Genomic DNA, 22,688 nt, shown 5'->3' with positions numbered 1-22,688 from the left:
GTAACTTTAGAGTAGATTACCATAGATAGATTTTTAGATTAATGAATTGAATTTCAACACTTTAATTTACTGAAAATCTATCTTTTTTGTTGCATAATAATCAAATATTATTAATCGAACTCAGGTTACTATATGTTTTAAACATTACTGCACCTATTTTTAAATTTGTGTGACCTGAAATATTCCCTTAAAAAAATTTTAAACTTAAAATGCACACCTATTATTCTATATATAAGGGTCTTTCAGGTTACTTCCTCTTTTCCCTTTATAAATAAGAAAATGAAGCAAAAACAACGCAACAGGTTCTAAGGAAGAAGGTGACGGAATGTAGGGTACGTGTATTAAATTTAGTGCTACCGAGCAGTTCATAGCCAATTTAACCTTTCACTGCGATTTTCATTTGAAATTCGGTGAAGACTTGGTAATTGTAAATGACCTCGTTATTTGTGAATACAGTTATTGGATGGAAAATCGTTCATGAGCATCATTCCCCTTTGAAAAAAGTTAAAAACGTGTTACTACAAACAGTATCTTAAAAAAAACTGGGTTCCTACTAAGGGGAAATCATATGGATTTTCCCCTGGCTCGTTGCATTAAAGTAAGTTTGAATTTTTATGCGGATATGGTTATACACTGTAGCACTCTCAAATTTAGCATGAGTTTTAAAATTTTATACTTCAACAAGCTCAATATAGATTCCTCGTCGTAGTATATTCCATTTATGTTCAATACTATCTTGCATGAGACCTGTTCTTAGTTTGTCGAAGCTAGAGGGAAAGGAATGGCTACAGGTTCACCATCATTTAACGACAGATTACTGAAAGTATAATTCAAATCGACTCATTAGCTTATGATTTAGGTAGTTTACGCTTCTTTTTTTTTCTAGGTAATACTTCTTCAGGAAAAGGGAAAAGTATCGTTGAATTTTTTTCCGCAGCAATATGTGACAAGGTTTGGTACAAGCGTAATTTGATAGCAGATGGCGACTGATCAATTAGTTTTCCGGCCGCTAATAATTTTCCGGCCGCCTGCTCTTCGGCCAGTGCCAAGATAATTCGGGCTCGACGTGAACGCTCTGCTTCAGCTTGGTTCGCCATCATACGCCGCATGTTCTCGGGCAACTGAATATCTTTTATTTTAACATCGCTTATCTCAATGCCCCATTCTTTGGTTTCTTGTTCAACAATCTCTTTAATGTTCTTACCCATTTCTTCACGTTTTGAAAGAATGGTATCTAATTCCACCTTACCACAAACGTCCCTAAGCGCAGCTTGTGCAAGTTGAGTGATGGCAAATTTGTATTGCTCAACCTCTAAAACCGCTTTTTCGGGATTATTTATTTTAAAAAATACCACCCCATCAATACTACAGGGAACGTTGTCTTCAGTCATGACTTCTTGCGAGTCAATATTGAAGGTAATCACTCTAATATCAACAATTTGAATGGTTTCAATAAAAGGAATAATCCATTGAAGTCCAGGTTGTAGGGTTTTGATATATTTTCCAAATCTAAATTTAATGGCTCTTTTGTATTCAAAAATGATTCTAATACCAGAAAAGAGAAAAATGCCGACAATAATGCCGAGTATAACGAATTTGCTCATGATATACTGTTTTAAGGGTTATTAAGAGAAACAACTAAAAAGCCTATGAACTAAAGGGCGATAAGTATATAATGGTTCTTTGTCTTCTCTATCCTATAGAGTATCGTGAACTAATTACGCTAAGTCAAAGACCATGAATACAGTGCATGTTTAATTTACGCTTTTTTGTCTAAATTTCATATGCTAAGCTCGTATTGTTTCAAAAATTTAATGCAAATCAAACCGCCGATAGGAGGGGAACTGAACCATTAGGTTTACAAATGCCTTTGAAAACAATAAACAAATATTGCATAAACAGGTATTACAAAAGTGTGCTAGGCAAATCCACCGACGCTTTTTTACGAAAGAGGATAGGAGGGAAGCCTAAGAGATAAACTCCAAATCGTTAGTTCTTAAATAACAATCTATTTAGAAAAGACTCCTAAAATAGGTATGAAAAACTTATGCTTGGTCTTCTACATCTCTTAATATAGCCTTGTGCCGTATATTTTTCTTGTCTTAAACTTCGTGCGGAATTTTATTCAATATATATTCCAAAGCCGAAATCCTAGCTGATGTTTTCTTGTTCGCTTTAATAATTTTACAGCGCACATATTTTTGAATGTTCTTAAACATCAACTCTTTATAGTTAGTGTATTCATACCATAACGCTAAGGCCTTTCTGTCGATATCACTGAATTTCCATTTTGTGATAGGGCTCGCTATAATATCTTTAAAGCGACGCTCTTATTCATTTTTAGAAATAGAAAAGTAGCGTTTTACTAAATGAATATCCGAGAGTAGCATGATGCATTCCTCTTCATTTACCGAATCCATAAAATTTAAATATTGTTTTCTCTTACAAAAATCGTTAACCGGTTATACCATAGCAAAATTATACCAACTTCTGTCAAAAAATGCTATCTCACCTTCCCGAGGAAAACGATTAGTGTACCGCTGAAAATACCATTGTCCTTGTGCTATCTCATCAGGTTTTGGCAGGGCTACTACCCTAACTTCTCTAGGGGGCAAATGCTCTGTAATACGCCTAAAAGCCCCTCCTTTTCCAGCGGCGTCACGACCTTCAAAAATGACCCTAGATTGATAAGAAAAACGCATAGCGTTCAAATAGTTTCTTCGACTACATATACTTTAACACCCTTTTAGAAATCTCAGCGATGTATAGTTTATATATTTGTTTAATTATTTTCAATATACAGTAAACAAATATGATATTCAAAATCAAATTTCACCTACTTTCTGTTCTTTTGATTTTAGCTATGGGTAACATCAATGCCCAAGTGAACACCTCTATTTACGGGCAAATAAACGATGAGCTGGGCCAACCTATTAGTGGAGCCTCCGTTTTCTTAGAAGGAACGCAATTAGGCGCACAATCCGATTTTAATGGTACCTATGAAATTTCATCGGTTACGCCGGGTTCCTATAATATTATTGTAAAGTATTTAGGTTTTGAACCGCAAACGAAGTTTAATATCATTGTCCGTTCAAAAGGGACACCAGCGTATAATTTTACACTTAAAGAAGCCACACAGCAGCTTGATGAAGTAGTGGTTTCAAACGCTAATATCATCTCGCGTCCCAAAGAAACGCCCCTCTCCACACAAACGCTATCAGCCGTTGAAATAGCCACTTATCCCGGCAGTAATAATGACGTTGTCAAAGTCGCTCAGACACTTCCAGGGGTTTCGCCCTCGATTGGTGGTTTCAGAAATGATTTAATCATTCGTGGTGGTGCCCCAAATGAAAACGTATACTATTTAGACGGAATGGAAATTCCCAACATCAACCATTTTGCCACACAAGGTAGTGCAGGTGGCCCACAGGGATTAATCAACGTTTCTTTTATAGACAATGTAACGTTATCAACCTCTGCTTTTAATGCTAGATATGATAATCCCTTATCAGGAGTTTTACAATTTAAACAACGTAATGGGAACGCTAGAAACTTTGCCGGAAACTTTAGAATTAGCGCCAGTGAAGCGGCCTTGACGCTCGAAGGGCCATTGTTCAAGAAGGAGGGTGAGAAATCTAAAACTACCTTTTTGGCTTCCGTACGTCGTAGTTATCTTCAATTTTTATTTGAAGTCATTGGTTTGCCTATTCGACCTGATTATTGGGATTATCAGTTTAAACTCAATCATGAAATTAATGAATTTAATACACTTACCTTTCTTGGGCTTGGTTCCATTGATAATTTTACCGTACGTCCGCTAGATGAGTTTGATGAGGATCGACAGGCGACTCTAGACCAGGCCCCTTTTATTGAACAACGCACCAATACGATGGGTGTGAGTTGGAGAAACCGTTTTAAAAATGGTAACGGTTTTATGATGACCACCTTAAGTAACAATAGCCTAAAAAATAATTTTACGCGATATTCGGACCCTGTGAACGAAGAAGGTGAGGTTTTTAATAATGACGCTAGTGAAACAGAAACCAAACTGCGGTATGAATTGACACAGTTTTATGAAGAGTGGAAGTTGAGTTCCGGCTTTAATGTTCAACAATCTGACTACACCAACATAACTGCTGATGTACGGAATAACCTAACCTTTGATACCGCCATTGATTTTATGAAATATGGCTTGTTCGCCAATGCAACACGGTCATTTTATAATAATCGACTAGATGTATCTTTAGGGTTTAGAATGGACAATGATAGTTTCACTACTAACGAGAACCTTTTGAGTACGTTCTCTCCAAGATTTTCAGCATCGTATGAGTTTGCCAAAGACTGGCGTTTGAGTGGCTCCATAGGCCGTTATTTCAAATTGCCCCCATATACCATTTTAGGATTCAGGGATGCTAATAATGAGCTTATTAACCAGAATGTAGCGTACACCCAAAGTGACCATCTGGTGTTAGGGCTTCAACACTATTTTACACCATCGAGCAGTATTTCGTTTGAAGGGTTCTACAAGCGTTATGAAGATTACCCGGTTTCCGTGCGCGATAGGGTCTCTTTGGCAAATAAAGGTGGTGGATTCGAGGTTCTGGGCAGTGAACCTATAGAGACCGTTGGTATGGGGCGTGCTTATGGGACAGAACTCCTCTTTCAGCAAAAATTATCGAATAATTTTTATGGTATTTTATCCTACACTTGGTTTTATAGTGAGTTTACCGGATTTGATACAGATACGTACTTACCTTCAGTTTGGGACAGCCGCCATCTTATTTCTTTTGTAGGCGGCTACAAGTTAAAGCGTAATTGGGAAGTGAGCTCTAGATACCGCTTTGCCGGACGCACACCTTTTTTACCAACGGATTTAGACGCCACATTAGAAAATTATCCCGAAGTGATTTTAGATTATTCAAGATTAGGAGCAGAAAAATTGAATATTTTCAGTCAATTGGATATCCGAATAGATAAAAAATGGAATTTTGAGAAGTTTGCTCTCAACTTTTTCTTTGAAGTCCAAAATATTTTATTTCAAGATATTCCAAGTCCAACAGAATATGGGTTAAACAGAGATACTATGGGTGTGGTGGTGCAACCCGAGAGTTTGATTACCATTGAAAGTGATTTTGGTTCACCAATACCAGGTTTCGGTATAGTTTTCGATTTTTAAAAACAGATAGTAGTATAATACCTATCAAAAGTAGTGTACTTAGTATGAACTACTTTTCTTAAGAACTATTTTGAAGGTAGTTCCCTTATCCACTTCACTTTGTACCGTTATAGAACCTCCCACTGCTTCTATTTGAGTTTTGGTCATAAAAAGCCCAACTCCCTTGGAATCGGGATGACTATGGAAGGTATTACTGAGTCCGAAAATTTTATTTCCATGTCTTTTTAAATCTATTCCGAGTCCATTATCCGTAGCCAAAAGTGTTATTTCATTGTTAGTGATTTTTGTACTGAAATGAATCTTAGGAACACGATCAGGTGACCGATATCGAAGGGAATTAGACAAGAGGTTTAGCATAATACTTTCCATGTAAAGTTTAGGATATTTGATTTTCGTGGCTTCAGAAAAATTTGAGGTCACCACTGCCTTTGAATCCAATATTTGACCTTCTAAAATCTCCACTGTTTTATCAAAAACCGTATCAAAGAGTATTGAATCGTGAACAATATTTATGTCTTCCTGTATTTTTACAGTTTCAATCAATTCATTCAATGTTTCGGTGAGGTGACCTATGACTTTTTCGAATTTAGAAAAAAGCATTGCCCTATCTTCCATATCTGTACTTTCATTGTAGAAATCCTGCAATGATTTAAGGTTACCAACAGGCGCTCTTAAATTATGAGATGTTATATATGCAAAATTTGAAAGTTGTCTATTCTTATTTTCTAAATGATGGTTGAATTCTTCTAATTGTAATTTTTGTTGTAAAATTAATTCAGAACTGCGGTGTAATTCTTTATTTGAATGTTTCAGTTCATCAGAGAGAGCATCCGCTTTTCTTTTAGCAATCAGAAGCTCCTGTTCATATTTTTTTCTTTGAGAAATATTGAATACTGTAGACTGCGTAAATAAATGACGCCCTTCTGTATCTTTTACTATTACTGAATTCATAAGGACTGGTAGTTTAGTGCCGTCCTTTCTAATAAAATCAAAATTTATTTCTTCTACAGCTCCACTTAAGTTTAATATTTGAACATAAACAGTTTCAAAATATATTTTACCCCCCATAGAAAGGAAATCCGTAAACTTTTTTATTTCTATGACCTCTTCTCGTTCATAGCTGGTGAATTCTAAAAATCTTTTGTTCGAATCAATGATGGTGCCATCAGGTAGTGAACAAAAATAACCACAGGGAGATGTGTTTAAAAGTTCTTTATAATCTATAGTATAATTCATTGTGGTTTGGTACTTTATACTCATAATAAATATTTTTTCATCGCCTCAATAGTTTGGTTAGGAGCCGTAAGGTGCGGACAATGACCTGTTGCATCTAATATGACCAATGTACTATTAGCTATATGATTGTGTACATACCGCCCTACTTCAATTGATGCAATAACGTCTGATTTACTTTGCAGAATAAGCGTTTCGGTAGTAAGCTTTTCAAGATCACTTCTGTTATCTCCTAAGAAAGTGACTTTAGCAAAATGCTTTGCTATTGCAGGATTGCTTTGGCAAAAACTGTGTTCTAACTCTTCTGTTAATTCGGGTCTATCCGCATTACCCATAATAATAGGTGCCATAGCACTAGACCAGCCTAAGTAATTAGAATCTAGGGTTTCCATAAGTTCATCTATATCTTTTTGAGAAAAACCACCCAAATAATGATTATCATTAATATACCTTGGAGATGGCGCAATCATAATTAATTTTTTAAAAACAGAAGGCTTTTTTAAAACAGCAAGTGCTCCTATCATAGCACTAACAGAATGCCCAACAAAACATACATCCTTTAAGTCTAACGCATCACAAATTTCGACTATATCATCAGCATAGCCTTCGAGCGAACTATACTTATCATAATCATACGCATTTTCATCAGACTTTCCTGAGCCTACAAGATCAATAAGGATTATTTGATAGTCGTCTTTAAATTCGGGCGTAATGAATCTCCACATATTCTGATCGCATCCATATCCATGAACCATTAACATCGGTTTTTTACCAACACCATGTATTGTTATATTATTTCTTGCAATTAATTTTTTTAGCATAAGAGTATTTCTTAGTTCTAACCGTTTTTTAGTTAAAGATAGTAGTTTTGGACTAAATTATTTTATGTATGATTTGTCAGTGCGTAAGGAACTTTTTAGATAGCGGTTGTTGATAATAACTGAATTTCATTCTAATTATTTGAATGGTGATTAAGTAGTCGATCTTTACAAATCCTATAACGGTTTTGATAGAATATCGAATACATCTTAAGTTTACAAATCGTAAATTTTAAAGCTTTAATCATATAATTAGACCAAAACAGATTACGTTATGTAACATTGCTTAGGAAAAGTTAAATACAGTTCTTTGGAGTTACGTACAATTTTTAGGCAAAAGCTTGCTCAAAATACTTAGTTCGTGAATACCTTTAGAAAACAATAAGGTAGTATTGAATAAACACGTATTCCGTTACGCGACGGCAGGAGTGGAGTGGTACCGGAGTAACGAAATACATGAATTTCTTAGCATAAAATGACCAGTCATTAAAATATAGGTGTACCGTAATTTTGAAGCAGTTTTTTAAACTAACTAAAAATTTTACTTGAGTTGTAGAATTGATATGTATTATGCCTTTTCTTTAATAAAATCCAAGTCCAGTACATTAAAATTATTAGCTGCCTTTACCAAAAGGGTAGAGCCTATAGCTTCAAATAACTGATTGGTTTTAAGCACAAATTCAGCTTGTTTTTCTATTTTATAATTGGGGATACCTACTAATGTTAAATCTGTACTTTTAGAATGCTTCTTAATTATAGTATAAAATGATTCTTGTTCTACCGCATTATTAATAATGATAATTTCTACATTAACCCTTAAATCCTCAACAAGTTCAGAAATTTTAGAGTGGATTAAAGCACTGTCTACATTGTTATTGTTTACAAACAGAACGCGGATATTTGTATTATTCCATTTAGGAGAAGCAATGATAAATCGCGCAATATTTAACATCATTTCGGCATTTTTACTATCCGTTTCACGCCACCAAAGATCTACCGAATTATAGCTACCAAACTTTGTTTTTCTATCAAAATCCAAATACAATAAATTATAATCCAAGTACAAGAGTGTCTGCGTCATTTCTGCATATTCTTCTGAACTTTCCAGGCCTTTAGGCCAGCCCATCATTATGGTATTGGGTTCAACACCAGAAAACCCAAACGTTGTGGCTATATTGGTAATTCCTTTATAAATATTATCGACTTTTATTTGTCGTGCAAAAATACCAAGATCTTTAAAATTGTCATCTCTAATAACCTGTTCGGTTTTTTTAAATGGCTTAGTATTTTTTTTATCGAGAATAAGTTTAAAATTGGTAACGATACCCGTTCGTCCAGAAATGGTTTTGGCCAGCTCTAATAAATAAGATTGATGGGTACTTTGTCCACTAAACAGAATAACATTTGGGTTCCAATGGGAGTCTTTATTAACCACGCGGGCATCTATTCTTTTTAATCCTTTGTTCACCACATTTTCCCAAACACTTCGCCAAACATCGTTAGATTGTAATTTCACTTCTTTTTGCTGTAATCCAAAATATAATCCTCCAATAACAGCTAGTGCAGCGAGCATAGCAACCATGTCTAGCTTGAACATCACCGTAAAACATGCAATAAAACCAAGTAGGCCAATCCAGCGCTTAATTTTAAATGTGGGTTGAAAGTCAGGGTTTGCCCAACTTTCTAAGAAAAATGAAATATTAATAAAACCATATGCCGTGAGGTAAAACATAGAAACCACGCGTGCAATAATATCCAATTCACCAATCAAAATTCCGGCTTCGGCGATGATAAAAACCAATAGCAGCGCATTTACGGGCTCATTATTTTTTCCCTTACCAAAACCAAATAGTTTAGGCGTAACCTTATCAATAGACATGGCTTGTATTATTCTTGGCCCTCCAAGAATACCACCCAATGCAGAGGAAAGGGTAGCGCCCCAAATTCCGGCAACAACTGCAGGCGCAAATAGCGCTATGTTCATTAAAATATTATAATCTGTTTTTAAGGCTTCAACATCGACAGTTACCGCTAAAAATACGGCAAGTGCAAGATAGATTACAAGACCGCCACCAATGGCTAATAACGTTCCACGAGGAATAGATTGTTTAGGGTCTTTTAGGTCACCACTCATGGCAATACCCGCAGTAAAACCGGTGACCGCAGGGAAAAATACAGCAAATACTACCTCTAAAGGAACTGTATCATTAGAAGAGAAAAGAGGAATGCTATTTGGTGTAAACCCTGATGTACCAAAAAAGATAGAAACCAGAGAAATAATAATAGCAGCCAAAATGAAATATTGTGACTTCAGCGCGGCAGAGGTGCTTATTAATGCTAACAGGGTAAGCGCAATTAATGCTAAAGTACCTGTTAATCTAAAATCATTAATGGTCATACCAAAGCCAAAAAAGGCATTAAAGCTCTCTGCAAAACCTATTAAATATAAGGCAATTGAAAATGCAGTTCCTACCGATAATGCGATACCTATAGATCCACCTATTGGAATTCCCATGCTACGTGATAGTACATAATAAATACCGCCGGCGCCTATTTTTTTGTCCGTAGCTACTGATGATACACTTAAACCCGTTGTAACCGCAATAAGGTGCGCAATTAATATGATGGCAATGGCTCCAATAAGTCCGGCATTACCAACAACCCAGCCGAGACGCATATACATAATAACCCCTACAATTGTAAGGATAGAAGGTGTAAAAACACCACTAAAGGTCCCGAACTTTTGAATTTTTCCCATTGAAAAAATTGAATATTTACTATTAGTATGGGAATGTAACTATTCTTTATAAAAAAAACTAAAATCCATAAAAATGGAATAGTTGAAATTTTCTTGACCGAACCTAGAGCATATTGTGAAAAATACATATAGTTTCTAGGATATTTGATACTTCGCCAAGTGAGTACCTAAAAATGAATAGCAATGGCAACCAAAGAAGATTCCGGAGACAAACATCTGTAGTTGGAGAACGGTGGAAATATTGTAAATTCATAAAAATATTAATCCTATCATAGAATGAAATACACTCGGATTATTTTGGTATTTGTGCTAGCAACAGCGATGGCCTGCAATTCAAGCACAAAGAAGAAAGAAGAAGAAAAAACGATTGCGGACAATAACATTCCTAAGGTGGTTACTGCTGATATAGAATTTGGTATTAAAGCCAATATCAAGAAAAAGGTAGCAGAAGGGGATGGGTATTTTAACATGACCGCAGAAGGAAAAGAATTACGCCTTCAATTGGTACGGGTACATACAGAATACCTTTCAAATTTAGGCCCTCAACGTCATTTTGCATGTGTTGATCTTGCCGATATAAATGGAGATGTGTACGATGTAGATTTTTTCTTAGAAGGAGACCCCGGTAGCATGACCGTAACTGAAACGACCCTACACAAGATCAATGGTAAACCTTTTTACGCTTGGAAACAGCGCAAGGACAAAACTTGGTATAGAATGCCTGTGCAAGACGCAACATCTGATTTACTAGGAGTCATCGAAGGAGAAGACAAATTTGAGTTTCAATATGAGGTTACCCTACCGAAAATGGAAGCACCGGCTAAAATATGGATTCCAGTTCCGCAGAGCGATCGCTTTCAAACTGTTGAATTATTGAAGATTGAAGCTCCTGCCGAATATCAAATACTCGAGGAGAAGAACAACGGAAATTCTATATTCTATATGGAACTTTCTCCAGAACATAGCGGTAAGAAATTAGAACTTGTCTATGATGTCAAAAGGCAAGAGAAAAAGCCCTACGAAGAAGATTCATCACCTGCAAAATATTTGAATCCCAGCATACTGATGCCTGTCAGCGACCGGTTTAGGTTGTTGGCAGATTCCATTATCAGATTAAAAAATAGCGAGAGTGCTATCATGCAGGCTAGGGCCTTATATGATTACATTATTGACAATATGAAATACATCAAGGCTGGCAAGTATGGCACGGGTGATGCTGTTTACGCATGCGATGCCCTTACCGGAAATTGCACAGAGTTTCACTCACTCTTTATTTCTTTAGCTAGATCTGCGGGTATACCTTCACGATTTGCAGTCGGGGCTTCAATTCCATCCGATCGAGACGAAGGAGGCATCGATGGATATCATTGTTGGGCAGAATTTTATGCAGAGGGAAAATGGTGGCCTGTTGATATCAGTGAGGCGAATAAATACACCGCACTCGCCACCTACTATTTTGGCCGACATCCGGCAAATCGTATCGAATTCAGCCGAGGCCGAGATCTTGTAATCGAACCAGGACCGCATACCGGACCGATTAATTTTCTCGCATATCCAGTTATGGAAATAGGAAAAACTCCGGCATTCCCAGAAACGTTTTTTTCATTTCACAGGAAACCGGAGCAAGAGGTTTCAGAAAAACTGGTAACACTACCCTGATACGGAATCCTTCGCAGGATGTTCTTCACCTTCTTTAGCAGGATGCTCTTCACCCTCTTTAGCAGGATGTTCCTCGTCATCTTTAGCGGCCTCCGTCGGGTGCTCTTCGCTTTCAGGATGTTCAGCCTGTTCTTCGGTTTTTTCTTCCTTTTTTTGGTCCCTACAAGAGCTCAAAGAGCCGGCTGCAATAAAACCAAACAAGAGCATTACCAAAGTAAAATACTTAATCTCTTTTAATCGACTCATAATATGAATTGTTTATTAGTTATAAAATATAATATATCAAGTAGTTAGCACTTGATATATTTAAATTTAGCACATTTTACCTGAATCCCCTTAATTAACTCCAAATTTATTCCGTTTAAACATCGGAAAACTATCTCCCTGTAGGGCAAATGTGTGTATGTGGAAAGGTAGTAGTACTTAACGTTTAAATGATTACATCAAAATCTAATGGATACTACACACGAAAAGTTGTTAGATGCAGAACACCTCTTAGCATTTGTAAATGTCGCCTTATATAAATGTGCATGGTATAGTGTTTTGAACGTTAAAATTTTAGTGTCCTAAATATTTATTTTACCTTCTGTGCTTTACATAATTTCGAGGTACATGAAAAATAAAAACCAGCTTCCGAGAAGAAAATTCGTCAAGACCACAGCCACTGCAATGGCAGCAATTCCTGTGCTATCAGTACTGAGTACTACAAATCCGACCAACAAAGCCCTTACCTATGCTAAAAAACATAGAAAAGAGCTTATCGATGTATTGGAAAAATTGATACGGGTACAGAGTATTCAGGGCGAATCGGCAGCCGATGCACAACACGTTGTAAAGGAGTATCTGTCTAAACTACCCTATCGCATCGAGGAGAGTGACGACCGACCAAGCCGTTATCAAGATCATCCTGAATATATGACACCAAACCCGGCTGGAGATGGGCCTTTTGTAAATATAGTGGGATGGCCAAAAAAGCAAACAAAGCAACAATATGCCCTATTCTCCCATATCGATACGCATTCGATAGAAGAAGGATGGTCAACCAATCCTTTGGAACCCAAAATTGTCGGTAATAGGCTGTATGGATTAGGAACATCTGATGACAAGGGTGGGGTAGCGGCTATGCTCGTTGCAGCCACTATTCTTTCAAAAACTGGAAAATCATTGCCTGTTGTCATGAGTCTTCACGGTAAGGGTGGAGGTGGTCGCGGAAGTCTACCCGTTTTTGAACGAATTAGAAAGACAGACCATAACATAGGCGCGGTGCTTTATGTGCATCCTGCTGAAACAGGTCACGGATTGGAAGACATCAAAAATTCAGTTCAAGGGATTGCAGACTTACAGCTACACATGACTGGATGGCGCGGTGAAGCATTAGAAATAGGAAGTATAGACTCCGCTGAATGGAAAGATGGCGGTAGTGCTCTTGACCGTTGCCTTGAGTTGTTCGAAATCTTTCGGGAGACCGTCTTTAAAAATGTATCGGTCAATCTCGGAATTGTCGATGGAGGTGATCGCATAGGATCCATTGCCGATAAAGTCACCATTACATTTAGGCTCAAGTTTACCGAACCGCACACCTTTAAAGCCCTTTTCGATGATGCTAATAAAGTGATTAATGATTTTATAACCTCACACTCAACTTCGACAAATAGCTATACTGCAGAACTCAAAAGTGTTGGTTATATGACCAATCCAGGAGCAGCGGATTGGGAAGATTCGAAAAGTAAAATAGTACGTACATCAATAGCTGATATTACCGATCACGCGCCAACAGCATACCCAAACCATTATGCAGGTGATATTCGGTATCCTATACGATTATTAGGTGTGCCAGCGTATGGTATCGGTTCACTTGGAGGCAATTTTTATATGCCTAATGAATGGGTCGATATTGATGATTTGGTCAAACTCGTGGCTGTACTCGTCGATACGATGGGTGGGTGGCAAAATGATTAATCAGGTGATCGTTTTCAGTATATAACTTGGAGTGGGAGTTCATAAAAGTACTAGTTCCTTTTAGCTGATTACCGTTAAACTGTAGCGGCTAACCTACTGGCTTGATTTATGGCACGTTTTGCGTCCAATTCGGCAGCAACAGCTGCACCTCCAACTACATGCACTTTTATACCCTTTGCTTCTAATGGCGCCACTAATGCGGCAAAGGGTACTTGACCTGCACAAATGATAACAGTATCTACTGCCAACACTTTTTGCGCTGCATCTTGAACATAATGCAACCCTTCATCATCAATTTTTGTGTACTGCACGTTGTTGATAAACTGTACTTTTTTCTTTTTTAATGTAGAACGATGAATCCAACCGGTGGTTTTACCTAGGTTACCACCAAATTTACCTTTGCTTCGCTTGAACATAAAAATTTCCCGTGGCGATGGATGAACTTCCGCAGTTACACCTTCAACTCCACTTCGAGCCTTCAATGTCTTATCAATTCCCCATTCTTTTAACCAGGCATCAATATTTAATGACGTGCTTTCACCTTCGTGCGCTATATATTCTGATACATCAAAACCAATACCTCCAGCACCAATAACAGCAACACGTTTACCAACGGGCTTTTTTAACTTTAAAACATCAATATAGTTGACTACTTTAGGATGATCTATACCTTCCATTTTAAGAACTCTAGGTTTGATTCCTGTCGCTAGTATGACCTCGTCAAAATCACCATTCTCTAAATCTTCAGCAGTTATTCTCGTATTTAGTTTTACGGTTACCTTATGTAGTTCTAGTTGTTTATTAAAATAACGAATGGTTTCGTAAAACTCTTCTTTCCCTGGTATTTGCTTCGCCATGTTAAATTGGCCTCCTGTTGCTGCATCGGCATCAAAAAGGGTAACATAATGTCCTCGTTGTGCTGCAACAGTTGACGCAGCTAAACCTGCAGGACCTGCTCCTACAACAGCGATTTTCTTCTTTTTTTCTGTCGGAAGATAATTCAGTTCCGTTTCATGACACGCTCTAGGGTTTACCAAACAACTAGCTACTTTTCGTGCAAAAACATGGTCTAAACACGCTTGATTGCAACCAATACAGGTATTTATTTCATCCGATTTATTTGCTGCAGCTTTATTTACCCACTCTGGATCTGCTAAAAATGGTCGTGCCATGGAAATCATATCTGCATGGCCATCTGCCAATACCCTTTCGGCCGTTTCTGGCATATTTATCCGATTTGAAGTCACTAAAGGAATCGAAAGTTCTTCTTTCATTTTTTTAGTAACCCACGTAAATGCAGCTCTTGGTACTGATGTTGAAATGGTTGGTATACGTGCTTCGTGCCAACCAATTCCTGTATTTATAATAGTGGCACCAGCTTTTTCAATTTCTTTTCCTAATGCTACTACTTCTTGCCAAGAGCTTCCTTTTTCTACTAAATCTAACATTGATAAACGATAGATGATGATAAACTCGGTTCCAACCGCTTCTCGCGTTTGTTGTACTAATGCTATGGGTAAACGCATCCGTTTTTCATAGCTTCCACCATAATTATCAGTACGTTTATTTGTTCTTTCTGTAATAAATTGATTGATTAAATACCCTTCAGAACCCATAATTTCTACACCATCATAGCCTGCTAATTTTGCAAGTTTAGCAGAATTCACAAAATCTCGAATCGTACGTTTAATGCCCGATTGTTTTAGCTTAAAAGGTTTGAAGGGCGAAATTGGTGATTTAAGTGCAGAAGGTGCAACCGCAAACGGATGGTATCCATAACGTCCTGCATGTAAAATTTGCATACAAATTTTACCACCTGCTGCATGCACTGCATCTGTAATTACTTTATGGTGTTTTGCGTGTTTTTTTGTGCTCATTCGTGCCGAAAAAGGTCCTGTCCAACCTTGTACGTTAGGCGCAATACCACCAGAAATAATTAAACCAACGCCACCTTTTGCACGTTCTGCATAATAGACAGCTATTTTTTCAAAGCCATTATTTTCCTCTTCTAATCCTGTATGCATTGAACCCATTAAAATTCGATTTTTAAGGGTTGTAAACCCTAAATCTAAGGGTTCGAAAATATGTGTATACTTGGTCATTTTTCTTTTTGGTTTATTGCCTTTTACTATGCACGCATCACAACTGGTAAGATACGTTTTATTTAGAATGATAAAAGGCAGTAAGTGGCAGCTTTTTTTGTTTGAATCCCTTATGGTTCGCATGGGCTTACTTTTATTTGATTGGCACGAACAAAAGCGAGTAGTGCATCCTCCATTGGCTAAACCAATACGTTAAAATGTTTCATAATGAAGAAAAACGAAGTCTACGAACCGAAGGAGAAAGGGAGTGTAATACTTACAGGTAGGCAGCTCTGTGAAATGGTTGTTTTAACAATTTTAAGGCATCCCTTTGCGACTATTAGGAATAGCAACTTTTTTAGATACCGCTACTCCGAATTTTTTAGGTCGCCCTATATACATATCGTACAAAACCAATATAAAAGATGAGTCATTGTGTACAACATTAAAAAAAATACACTAAATTAAAGGCACAATTAGATTGACTTAGAGCACTTTATATGATAATTTCATTTTTAATTGCTTAAGGATAATCACTATAAATGACCACGATTAACCAACTAAACTATGAAAAATGAAAAGTAAAATCGGTGTATTATTTCTGTTCGTATGTACGCTATTTCAATTTGTAGTAGCTCAAAAAACACAAAACACCTCCCTTAAAATTAATAACTATACCAAAGGCGAATTAGAGATTAAGGCTATTCCTTTTGGATACGAAAATCCAATATCGGTAGGTAAAATTACTGCAGACGGAACCATTCATCTAAACTGGTCAGAATTAGATTTAAGTAAAATTGAAGGAAGCGAAAACTATGTAACATCAATTCAGCAATTGACAGGAGGCACTTTTTGCAAAGATTCTAGCGCTACGATTACCAATGAAAATGTAAAACCAGTACTCGTTGAAACACTTTTTTTATACAAATATGACCAACAAGTAGGTGCTGTAATACCCTCTACACAAAAAAACCAAGAACATAATAATAAGCAATTGGGTAGTACCATTTATTGGGTCTATAGCGATAATGAGACTACTGCGAAGGCAAATTGTAGTAAAAAGTTAGCATGGGAAGATGTGTATAGTTTTAATGAAACCACGGCTTATAATCTTCAATTAAAAAATGGATGGAATATGATTCTAAACACCTTATTAGAAAAAGAGGATTGGGTAGATGGTACAGAAAAAGGCAGTTTACCAAAATCAATCACTAAAACATCAATAACAGAAATACCAGATACTATGCATTGGTATTTAAAATATTGGGCGAATGATGAGTTTTTAGAAATAGAGCATCAATTGGTGATGTTAACACCAATAACCAAAGAAGTCTACGAAAATTGGGTGCCAAAAAAGTTAGGCAACTTAAAACGAACCAGCTATGAGATTGGCAAAACCATAGAGCGTATGCCTACCACGAATAATGTAGCGCTTATTTTTGAAAACGGCGCTAAAGTTATAGATCTTACCATTGTTGATTGTGCTGATAGTCAAGAAGCCGCAAGTACGTTTACCCTAATGCAAGATATGGCAAGCAGAGATTGGAATGATACAACCGATACGGGGTATAAAAGTGCCTCAAAGATGGATGATACACGAGTAATTGTAGATTATAATGAGAAGGATGCTAAAACGCTAGTAACTTATAACGCGAATAATCGGTTTGTAGTGAAAGCAGAGGCAAACAATATAACGCCAGAAGAACTATGGGAGCATTTAAAAACATTACATCTTGAAACACTACTTAAAGAATAATTAGGAGTGAATAGCGGTATGCACTACTGGGTATTTTATTCTTTTTACAAGCCATGTCTAAAGTACCGTCCTGCTAAGTATTTTGGTAATTCCAATACTTTAAAGTGCGTTTTGTGTGACAATTTTCAGGAAGTAGATACTAATAGCATGAACGAAACATTTACAACATCATGAATAATGCATCTAAAGAACAAAAAATTCAGAAAATCCTTATTAAATTTTACAAATGTGAGTTACGTACTTTTAAGCGTATACTTGGCCTAAAATGAGTGTGTTATAGTACTGTTACTCATAGTTTTTCAAAACCATTCAATATAAAAAAAAGCCGCTAATTTTGTTACCTTTGTACTTGCACTAGTGTATGTTGAATAACACCGCGCTATAGCAATTACTAGGTTTATCTAAACCGATTTAAAAAACGTGAATACAAGCTTAAGAAATGAGGCACATCCCATTAAAAATGTTGCTAAAAAAGTCTATTACATACTCCGCTTTTATAATTCTTATAATGCTATTGGGTTGTTCGTCGACCAAACAAAATAAGCAGAACACAAACCCTTCGAGTTCGGGTCAAAATTCTACACAAGTACATAGCAGTACTGGCTATACAGCAACTACCGCACAAGATTATGGTTCTGATGATCATTCATATATTAGCCAAGATCCAGTGCTAGAAACACCCATACTATCTAATACTATAGATTCATTGACACAAATCGGTACTAGTATGGAAGAAAATGAAAATGTATCACAAGCAATTTTAGGAGAAGAATTTACAAATTCTACTATTTTAGAGAGTAAAAGCCTGGTGGCTGAAAAGATAGTAGAGAATTATCTCAACAGCGCAAATAAGGAGCCTGGCGGACATTGCCTTTCGGTAAGTAAAGGTCGTTTTGAACAGGCGTATAAAGAGGTTCACGGTCATTTACCCTATCAAGACCTACCAAATAGCATGGCCACAAAATTATATACCTCTAAACAGGCTTTTAATTTGCTATACGCTTCCGCTACAGACACACACCCAAAATGGCTAAGCCTTCCAGAAGAATATAGGGGTAAGGGTAATGCTGGTGCTATTGCTTATGCCGGTATGGGTACATTGGTTGATACAACAGACATTTGGAGTGGCCAATTGAAACCCGGAGCACTCATGCAAGTTTGGCGGTATAAAGAAGATTATGAACAGGTAGTAAAAGGCGTAGATGTCCAAAAACTAGATCCGTATGGACATTCATTTATTTTTATAGGCTATGTGCGCAATGAAAATGATGCAATTATTGGGCTTAAAATAGCCGATCAAGGTTTTCAAAGTTATAGACCTTTAGTCCCTAGAGATTATGATGTGTGGTGGGCAGTGAACCTAAGTATCTAAAGGACAACGATAAGGTATAATAAAACTTTAACTTTTTAATTGTAATTTCCTCTTATATAATACGTTATAAACACAGCGTTTAACTCCTGAATCTTCAAAAACCCATGTTATTTTTTTCTTTACTACTTTCTTTAGGCTTTACAAATGAAATGCCTCCTAAAATAGATAAGGTGACATCTTATAGCATTGCTGCTGAGAAACCTCTGCATATAATAAATACAAGGCGTTTTAAGGAAGGAGTAATGGTTGAGTTTAATGCCAATTCAGATAGTATTGTTGATTCTTATGCCAACACCAAAGTAGATGTTGGTCAACTTCGTTTGCGTTTAAAAGAAGGCCTTCGATTGGGCACTATTTCTTTTAACAACATTAAAACAGCTTTTGCCAATCAATTAGTAGATAAGATTATACCGCACTGGTACGGAACTCCTTGGAGTTTTGGGGGTCATACAGCGATACCTAATGAAGGTAAAATTGCATGTGGTTATTTTATATCAACCACCCTACGCGATATGGGTGTAAATATCAACCGGTATAAATTGGCTCAAAAATCACCAATTGACGAGGCTAAAATGATTAGTTGTGGCTCGGTAATAAACAAGGTTGTTCAGGATACTCCAGAAAAAGCATTTGCAGAGATTGATCGCTTAACGCAAGAAGGACTCTATTTTATAGGTTTTGACGAGGGTCATGTTGGCTATCTTTTAAAACGTAAAGGAGAACTATTTCTAATTCATTCCAACTATCTTAATCCAGTGTCGGTGTGTATGGAAACGCTCAAAGAATCACGCGTTTTTAAGCGATTTACTAAATTTCATCTGGTCGCTATTTCTCATAATGATACCCTTTTAAAGCGTTGGTTAGACAATGGTACGGTGTTGTAATCAACAGCAGCAAATCAAAGCACTTCTTTTTAAAATTGATTTTAGGATGCTCATCTGTATAATTTAAACTAAAAATAGATTTCCATTCTAAATAAATATTCCAGTAAAACAGCTTTTAAATAATTACACATATTTGTTCTATAGTGTTCCGCATTATGGCACTTTACTTAGGTACGTCATAAAAAAATGGGTCTGGGAGACCTTTTCTATTTTTAGCGGGTCGATGCTCTGCGTCTTTGGCACTAGACTTTCTTTAATTTTTTCTTCTAAAAAGTTTCTTCTGAAAAGGTAATGGATATACGCTGCACCGAAGCGACGATAGGAGTGAAGTGGGAATGTGTATAGAATGGACTATTGTAAATGAGGCTAAATTATTTAATCATAGTTATGCAACAATATGGAGAACGGTAACCTTTACCGAACAGCAGGACAGATCAATAAAAGCACAAATCTAAACTGGAGAATACACAAATGATTGCGAATATCTACGAAATCCTGTGTGTCAGAATCAAACTAATAGTACCAAGTTTCTTTCGCTTAAAATCAAACTCATTGAGGGTCTCCAAATCAGTGTAAGGTATAAATCGCTACCTGATAGTATGAAATAAGTTGAAGCACGTATGCGAGAAGATGGGCGTTTATAAACTCATCAGCAAAGCCAAAATTGGCTTAGTTTATATCTGCCCTCCAGCTAAGTGGTATGAAAATCATAGGTAAAAGATTAAATCAAGTCAAGCTCAACGTAAATTATGACCTAGTTTACACCATCAACGGAATCCTTTATGGTACACTGTGCGGTTGGTCGAAGGTCGTCCGTTTGTTATGGAGTATCTTGTCGTTTCTACTACCAATGAAGGCTCCCATGGTGTGCCGGTAGCTGGTTGCAGCCAAAGTGTTTGTGTTATCTTACTCTTTGTCCACTGCCCATCTTCTGGATTTATATGAGGGTAAAAAGTTGTAATCACCAACCGGTTTTCGTCCCACTTGGTTCTCGAACTAGGTGCTGGTCCTGACCGGCCAACGTTGATTAGATTTTCTGTCACAGATCCATTCAAGTCAAAACGGTATCGAACTGGAGGCTGCATCTCCCTCGGCAAGAAGATGACCCGTTCAACTGTTAGGGTATCTGGCTTATGTAGAATGGAAATTTCATCTCCCCAACCGCTCCCAAGGCTAGGCATCGGTTCAGGTTTTTCCCCTCTTCTTGCAGGTGATGACTTTATGGCCTTGGTGGACCATGATCCAGAAAAATCCGGATTTTCAAGCGCTTCCGAACGTGGTGCGAGAACTTCCCTGTCGGATCTTGTAAACACCTGAACCGGTTCGCCAGAACCCACAGTAGGTGGAATATACGGGTCAGGCGCCCTACTCGGGACACGAGGGTGTTTTATGAGAGATGCTTCATAATTCGCCACGATACTGTCCATTACCGGAATCACCCAAGGATAAAAATCCTTTACATCAAATTCCTCCCTTGGGTCTACGTTCAAATCGAATAATCGTACTAGATGATTAGGATCTGCATCTTGCTCCTCAGTATCAAAATAATACCACAACTTCCAATTTTCCCATTTCACCGCCATCACATATCCCTGTCGTGCCAAAAAGATGGCGTTTTCCCGATTCGAATACGTTTGTTTTCCTTCTAAGAAGGATAATTGATTGAGCCCGTCAAAAGCACGATCTGTTGGTATTGGCTCAGAAATTCCTGCTGCCGTAGTTAGTGTTGGAAACAAATCCACCTCATGCATCATTTCGTTGGATACCTGTCCTGGTTTGATTTTACCAGGCCACATGGCTACAAAAGGAGTTCTTATGCCGCCTTCCATTGCAGAATTGTAATACCCACGCCATGGCCCGGCCGATCCACGCCAAGGTCTTCTCATTTCGGCACCGTTATCGGTACACCAAATAACCAAGGTATTTTTTTCAATCCCAAGTCTCTTGATTTCCGCCAATATCAGCCCTACATTAAAATCAACATCGGCCATAGCATCTGCCAAGTCGCCGGCACCGGTTGATCCCATTTTATCAGGATGGGTAAGGGTTGGAAAATGTACTTGGGTCATGGGGTAATACAAAAAGAAAGGCTTCTTCTCCTTTACATTTCGCTTCATGAAATCGATACCTTTTTTGGCAGCTTCTCTATCGATGGTGCGTCTTGAGTCAATATCGTAGGGTTTCACCTTTTTGGAAGATTGTCCTTGTTTTCCTTCCCATATATAAGGAGTTTCAAATCGGTCTGAGTCGAACCCGTCGAAAGATGTAAATTGTGCAGTATGGCTAGTTCCAGGTATGCCCCACCATTCATCGAAACCCTGATGGGTCGGTTCTCGCTTTCCCTTCCAAGAAGGGCCGCCGACATGCCATTTTCCGAAAAGGGCGGTGGAGTAGCCTACCGTTTTTAATCGCTCGGCTATAGTCTCTTCCCATAAAGTCATGCCGTCTCCCTCTGCTCCTTCACCCGTACGAACAGCATATCTTCCGGTAAGGATAGCTATTCTAGACACAACACATGAATATTCTACATTGAAGTTGTTTAATCGAATACCTTCGGTACCTATCCGGTCGATATTCGGTGTTGTTGTTCCACGCGGGTTTCCGTATGCACTTACTTCCCCAACCCCAAGATTATCAGGAAATATCAGTACGATGTTCGGGCGTTCTTGGCAAATACCGGATAAAGAATAGAAACAGACTAGAACGCAAACGATACGATGTAGTAGATTTTTCATTATAGAAGAATTTATTAAGGATGGAGTCCCGGTTGTCCAATTTTTAAAAATACGAGACTTATGGTCATTTGATTCGAATGGTTGAATTAGAAATTTAGGCTATTATATAAAAGGAAATTTCCTAATCCAAAAAAGGAGTACAAGATACAAATATTAATACCAGATTTTATAAATGAATATTAGAATAAAAGTGGGGTTGGTATCTTGACTACCAATACACCTAAAAAGGTTACTAAATGCAACTTTTTCTAGTGTTT

The 22,688-nt window shown here is 37.4% G+C and carries 13 protein-coding genes and 1 pseudogene; 6 read left to right on the top strand and 8 right to left on the bottom strand.

The window, feature by feature from the left end:
- Nucleotides 1–848: 848 nt before the first annotated feature.
- Nucleotides 849–1,604 (bottom strand): slipin family protein, encoded by a 756-nt coding sequence (locus tag ES765_RS05490; protein WP_138111995.1) that lies wholly within the window; start codon nt 1,602–1,604, stop codon nt 849–851.
- A gap of 498 nt (nt 1,605–2,102) precedes the next feature.
- A pseudogene (locus ES765_RS22245) lies at nt 2,103–2,702 on the bottom strand (polyphosphate kinase 2).
- 110 nt (nt 2,703–2,812) lie between these two features.
- On the opposite strand from ES765_RS22245, the gene ES765_RS05470 reads away from it, so the two are divergent.
- Nucleotides 2,813–5,176 (top strand): TonB-dependent receptor, encoded by a 2,364-nt coding sequence (locus ES765_RS05470; protein WP_212744213.1) that lies wholly within the window; start codon nt 2,813–2,815, stop codon nt 5,174–5,176.
- 39 nt (nt 5,177–5,215) lie between these two features.
- On the opposite strand, the gene ES765_RS05465 is transcribed toward ES765_RS05470, so the two are convergent.
- The 3 genes from ES765_RS05465 to ES765_RS05455 all read right to left on the bottom strand — a co-directional run bounded on the left by ES765_RS05465 (nt 5,216) and on the right by ES765_RS05455 (nt 9,985).
- Nucleotides 5,216–6,436: an ATP-binding protein gene (locus ES765_RS05465; protein WP_249356244.1), complete on the bottom strand. Its 1,221-nt coding sequence runs from the start codon at nt 6,434–6,436 to the stop codon at nt 5,216–5,218.
- Nucleotides 6,433–7,230, bottom strand: coding sequence for an alpha/beta fold hydrolase (locus ES765_RS05460; RefSeq protein WP_138111985.1), 798 nt, complete (start codon nt 7,228–7,230; stop codon nt 6,433–6,435). The genes ES765_RS05465 and ES765_RS05460 overlap by 4 nt, the downstream gene beginning before the upstream one ends.
- 565 nt (nt 7,231–7,795) lie before the next feature.
- Nucleotides 7,796–9,985: an amino acid permease gene (locus ES765_RS05455; protein ID WP_138111982.1), complete on the bottom strand. Its 2,190-nt coding sequence runs from the start codon at nt 9,983–9,985 to the stop codon at nt 7,796–7,798.
- A 276-nt stretch (nt 9,986–10,261) separates the two neighbouring features.
- Between ES765_RS05455 and ES765_RS05450 the strand changes: the two genes are divergently transcribed.
- A complete protein-coding gene (locus ES765_RS05450; protein ID WP_138111979.1) occupies nt 10,262–11,644 on the top strand; it encodes a transglutaminase-like domain-containing protein in 1,383 nt (460 codons plus the stop codon).
- On the opposite strand, the gene ES765_RS05445 is transcribed toward ES765_RS05450, so the two are convergent.
- Nucleotides 11,636–11,890, bottom strand: a complete 255-nt coding sequence (locus ES765_RS05445; RefSeq protein WP_138111976.1) for a hypothetical protein — start codon at nt 11,888–11,890, stop codon at nt 11,636–11,638. The genes ES765_RS05450 and ES765_RS05445 overlap by 9 nt on opposite strands.
- Nucleotides 11,891–12,256: 366 nt before the next feature.
- Here ES765_RS05445 and ES765_RS05440 point away from each other — a divergent pair, with 366 nt between their 5' ends.
- Complete coding sequence (locus ES765_RS05440) at nt 12,257–13,603, top strand: M20 family metallopeptidase (RefSeq protein WP_138111973.1); 1,347 nt, start codon at nt 12,257–12,259, stop codon at nt 13,601–13,603.
- Nucleotides 13,604–13,677: 74 nt separating this feature from the next.
- On the opposite strand, the gene ES765_RS05435 is transcribed toward ES765_RS05440, so the two are convergent.
- Nucleotides 13,678–15,705 (bottom strand): NADPH-dependent 2,4-dienoyl-CoA reductase, encoded by a 2,028-nt coding sequence (locus ES765_RS05435; protein ID WP_138111970.1) that lies wholly within the window; start codon nt 15,703–15,705, stop codon nt 13,678–13,680.
- A gap of 553 nt (nt 15,706–16,258) precedes the next feature.
- Between ES765_RS05435 and ES765_RS05430 the strand changes: the two genes are divergently transcribed.
- From ES765_RS05430 to ES765_RS05420, 3 genes are all read left to right on the top strand, one after another.
- Nucleotides 16,259–17,440 carry a hypothetical protein gene (locus ES765_RS05430; RefSeq protein WP_138111967.1) on the top strand — a complete coding sequence of 394 codons (1,182 nt, stop codon included), beginning with the start codon at nt 16,259–16,261 and terminating at the stop codon, nt 17,438–17,440.
- Between the two features lie 460 nt (nt 17,441–17,900).
- The gene (locus tag ES765_RS05425; protein WP_138111964.1) at nt 17,901–18,812 is read left to right on the top strand and encodes a hypothetical protein; all 912 of its coding nucleotides are present in this window, start codon (nt 17,901–17,903) and stop codon (nt 18,810–18,812) included.
- A gap of 104 nt (nt 18,813–18,916) precedes the next feature.
- Nucleotides 18,917–19,696 carry a hypothetical protein gene (locus ES765_RS05420; protein ID WP_138111961.1) on the top strand — a complete coding sequence of 260 codons (780 nt, stop codon included), beginning with the start codon at nt 18,917–18,919 and terminating at the stop codon, nt 19,694–19,696.
- Nucleotides 19,697–20,463: 767 nt separating this feature from the next.
- Here ES765_RS05420 and ES765_RS05415 read toward each other — a convergent pair.
- A complete protein-coding gene (locus ES765_RS05415) occupies nt 20,464–22,431 on the bottom strand; it encodes a sulfatase-like hydrolase/transferase (RefSeq protein WP_138111959.1) in 1,968 nt (655 codons plus the stop codon).
- Nucleotides 22,432–22,688 lie beyond the last annotated feature (257 nt).

The organism is Maribacter sp. ACAM166 (genome assembly GCF_005771495.1).
GTDB lineage: Bacteria > Bacteroidota > Bacteroidia > Flavobacteriales > Flavobacteriaceae > Maribacter.
Note: the sequence above shows the minus strand (reverse complement) of the source record. Positions and strands in the feature narration are given on the sequence as shown.

Bases quoted from the DNA above. Each gene is read 5' to 3' on its own strand.
- ES765_RS05435 (WP_138111970.1), bottom strand. From the start codon at position 15,705: ATGACCAAGTATACACATATTTTCGAACCCTTAGATTTAGGGTTTACA.
- ES765_RS05445 (WP_138111976.1), bottom strand. From the start codon at position 11,890: ATGAGTCGATTAAAAGAGATTAAGTATTTTACTTTGGTAATGCTCTTG.
- ES765_RS05420 (WP_138111961.1), top strand. From the start codon at position 18,917: ATGTTATTTTTTTCTTTACTACTTTCTTTAGGCTTTACAAATGAAATG.
- ES765_RS05415 (WP_138111959.1), bottom strand. From the start codon at position 22,431: ATGAAAAATCTACTACATCGTATCGTTTGCGTTCTAGTCTGTTTCTAT.
- ES765_RS05450 (WP_138111979.1), top strand. From the start codon at position 10,262: ATGAAATACACTCGGATTATTTTGGTATTTGTGCTAGCAACAGCGATG.
- ES765_RS05440 (WP_138111973.1), top strand. From the start codon at position 12,257: ATGAAAAATAAAAACCAGCTTCCGAGAAGAAAATTCGTCAAGACCACA.
- ES765_RS05425 (WP_138111964.1), top strand. From the start codon at position 17,901: ATGTTGCTAAAAAAGTCTATTACATACTCCGCTTTTATAATTCTTATA.
- ES765_RS05465 (WP_249356244.1), bottom strand. From the start codon at position 6,436: ATGAGTATAAAGTACCAAACCACAATGAATTATACTATAGATTATAAA.
- ES765_RS05490 (WP_138111995.1), bottom strand. From the start codon at position 1,604: ATGAGCAAATTCGTTATACTCGGCATTATTGTCGGCATTTTTCTCTTT.
- ES765_RS05460 (WP_138111985.1), bottom strand. From the start codon at position 7,230: ATGCTAAAAAAATTAATTGCAAGAAATAATATAACAATACATGGTGTT.
- ES765_RS05470 (WP_212744213.1), top strand. From the start codon at position 2,813: ATGATATTCAAAATCAAATTTCACCTACTTTCTGTTCTTTTGATTTTA.
- ES765_RS05430 (WP_138111967.1), top strand. From the start codon at position 16,259: ATGAAAAGTAAAATCGGTGTATTATTTCTGTTCGTATGTACGCTATTT.
- ES765_RS05455 (WP_138111982.1), bottom strand. From the start codon at position 9,985: ATGGGAAAAATTCAAAAGTTCGGGACCTTTAGTGGTGTTTTTACACCT.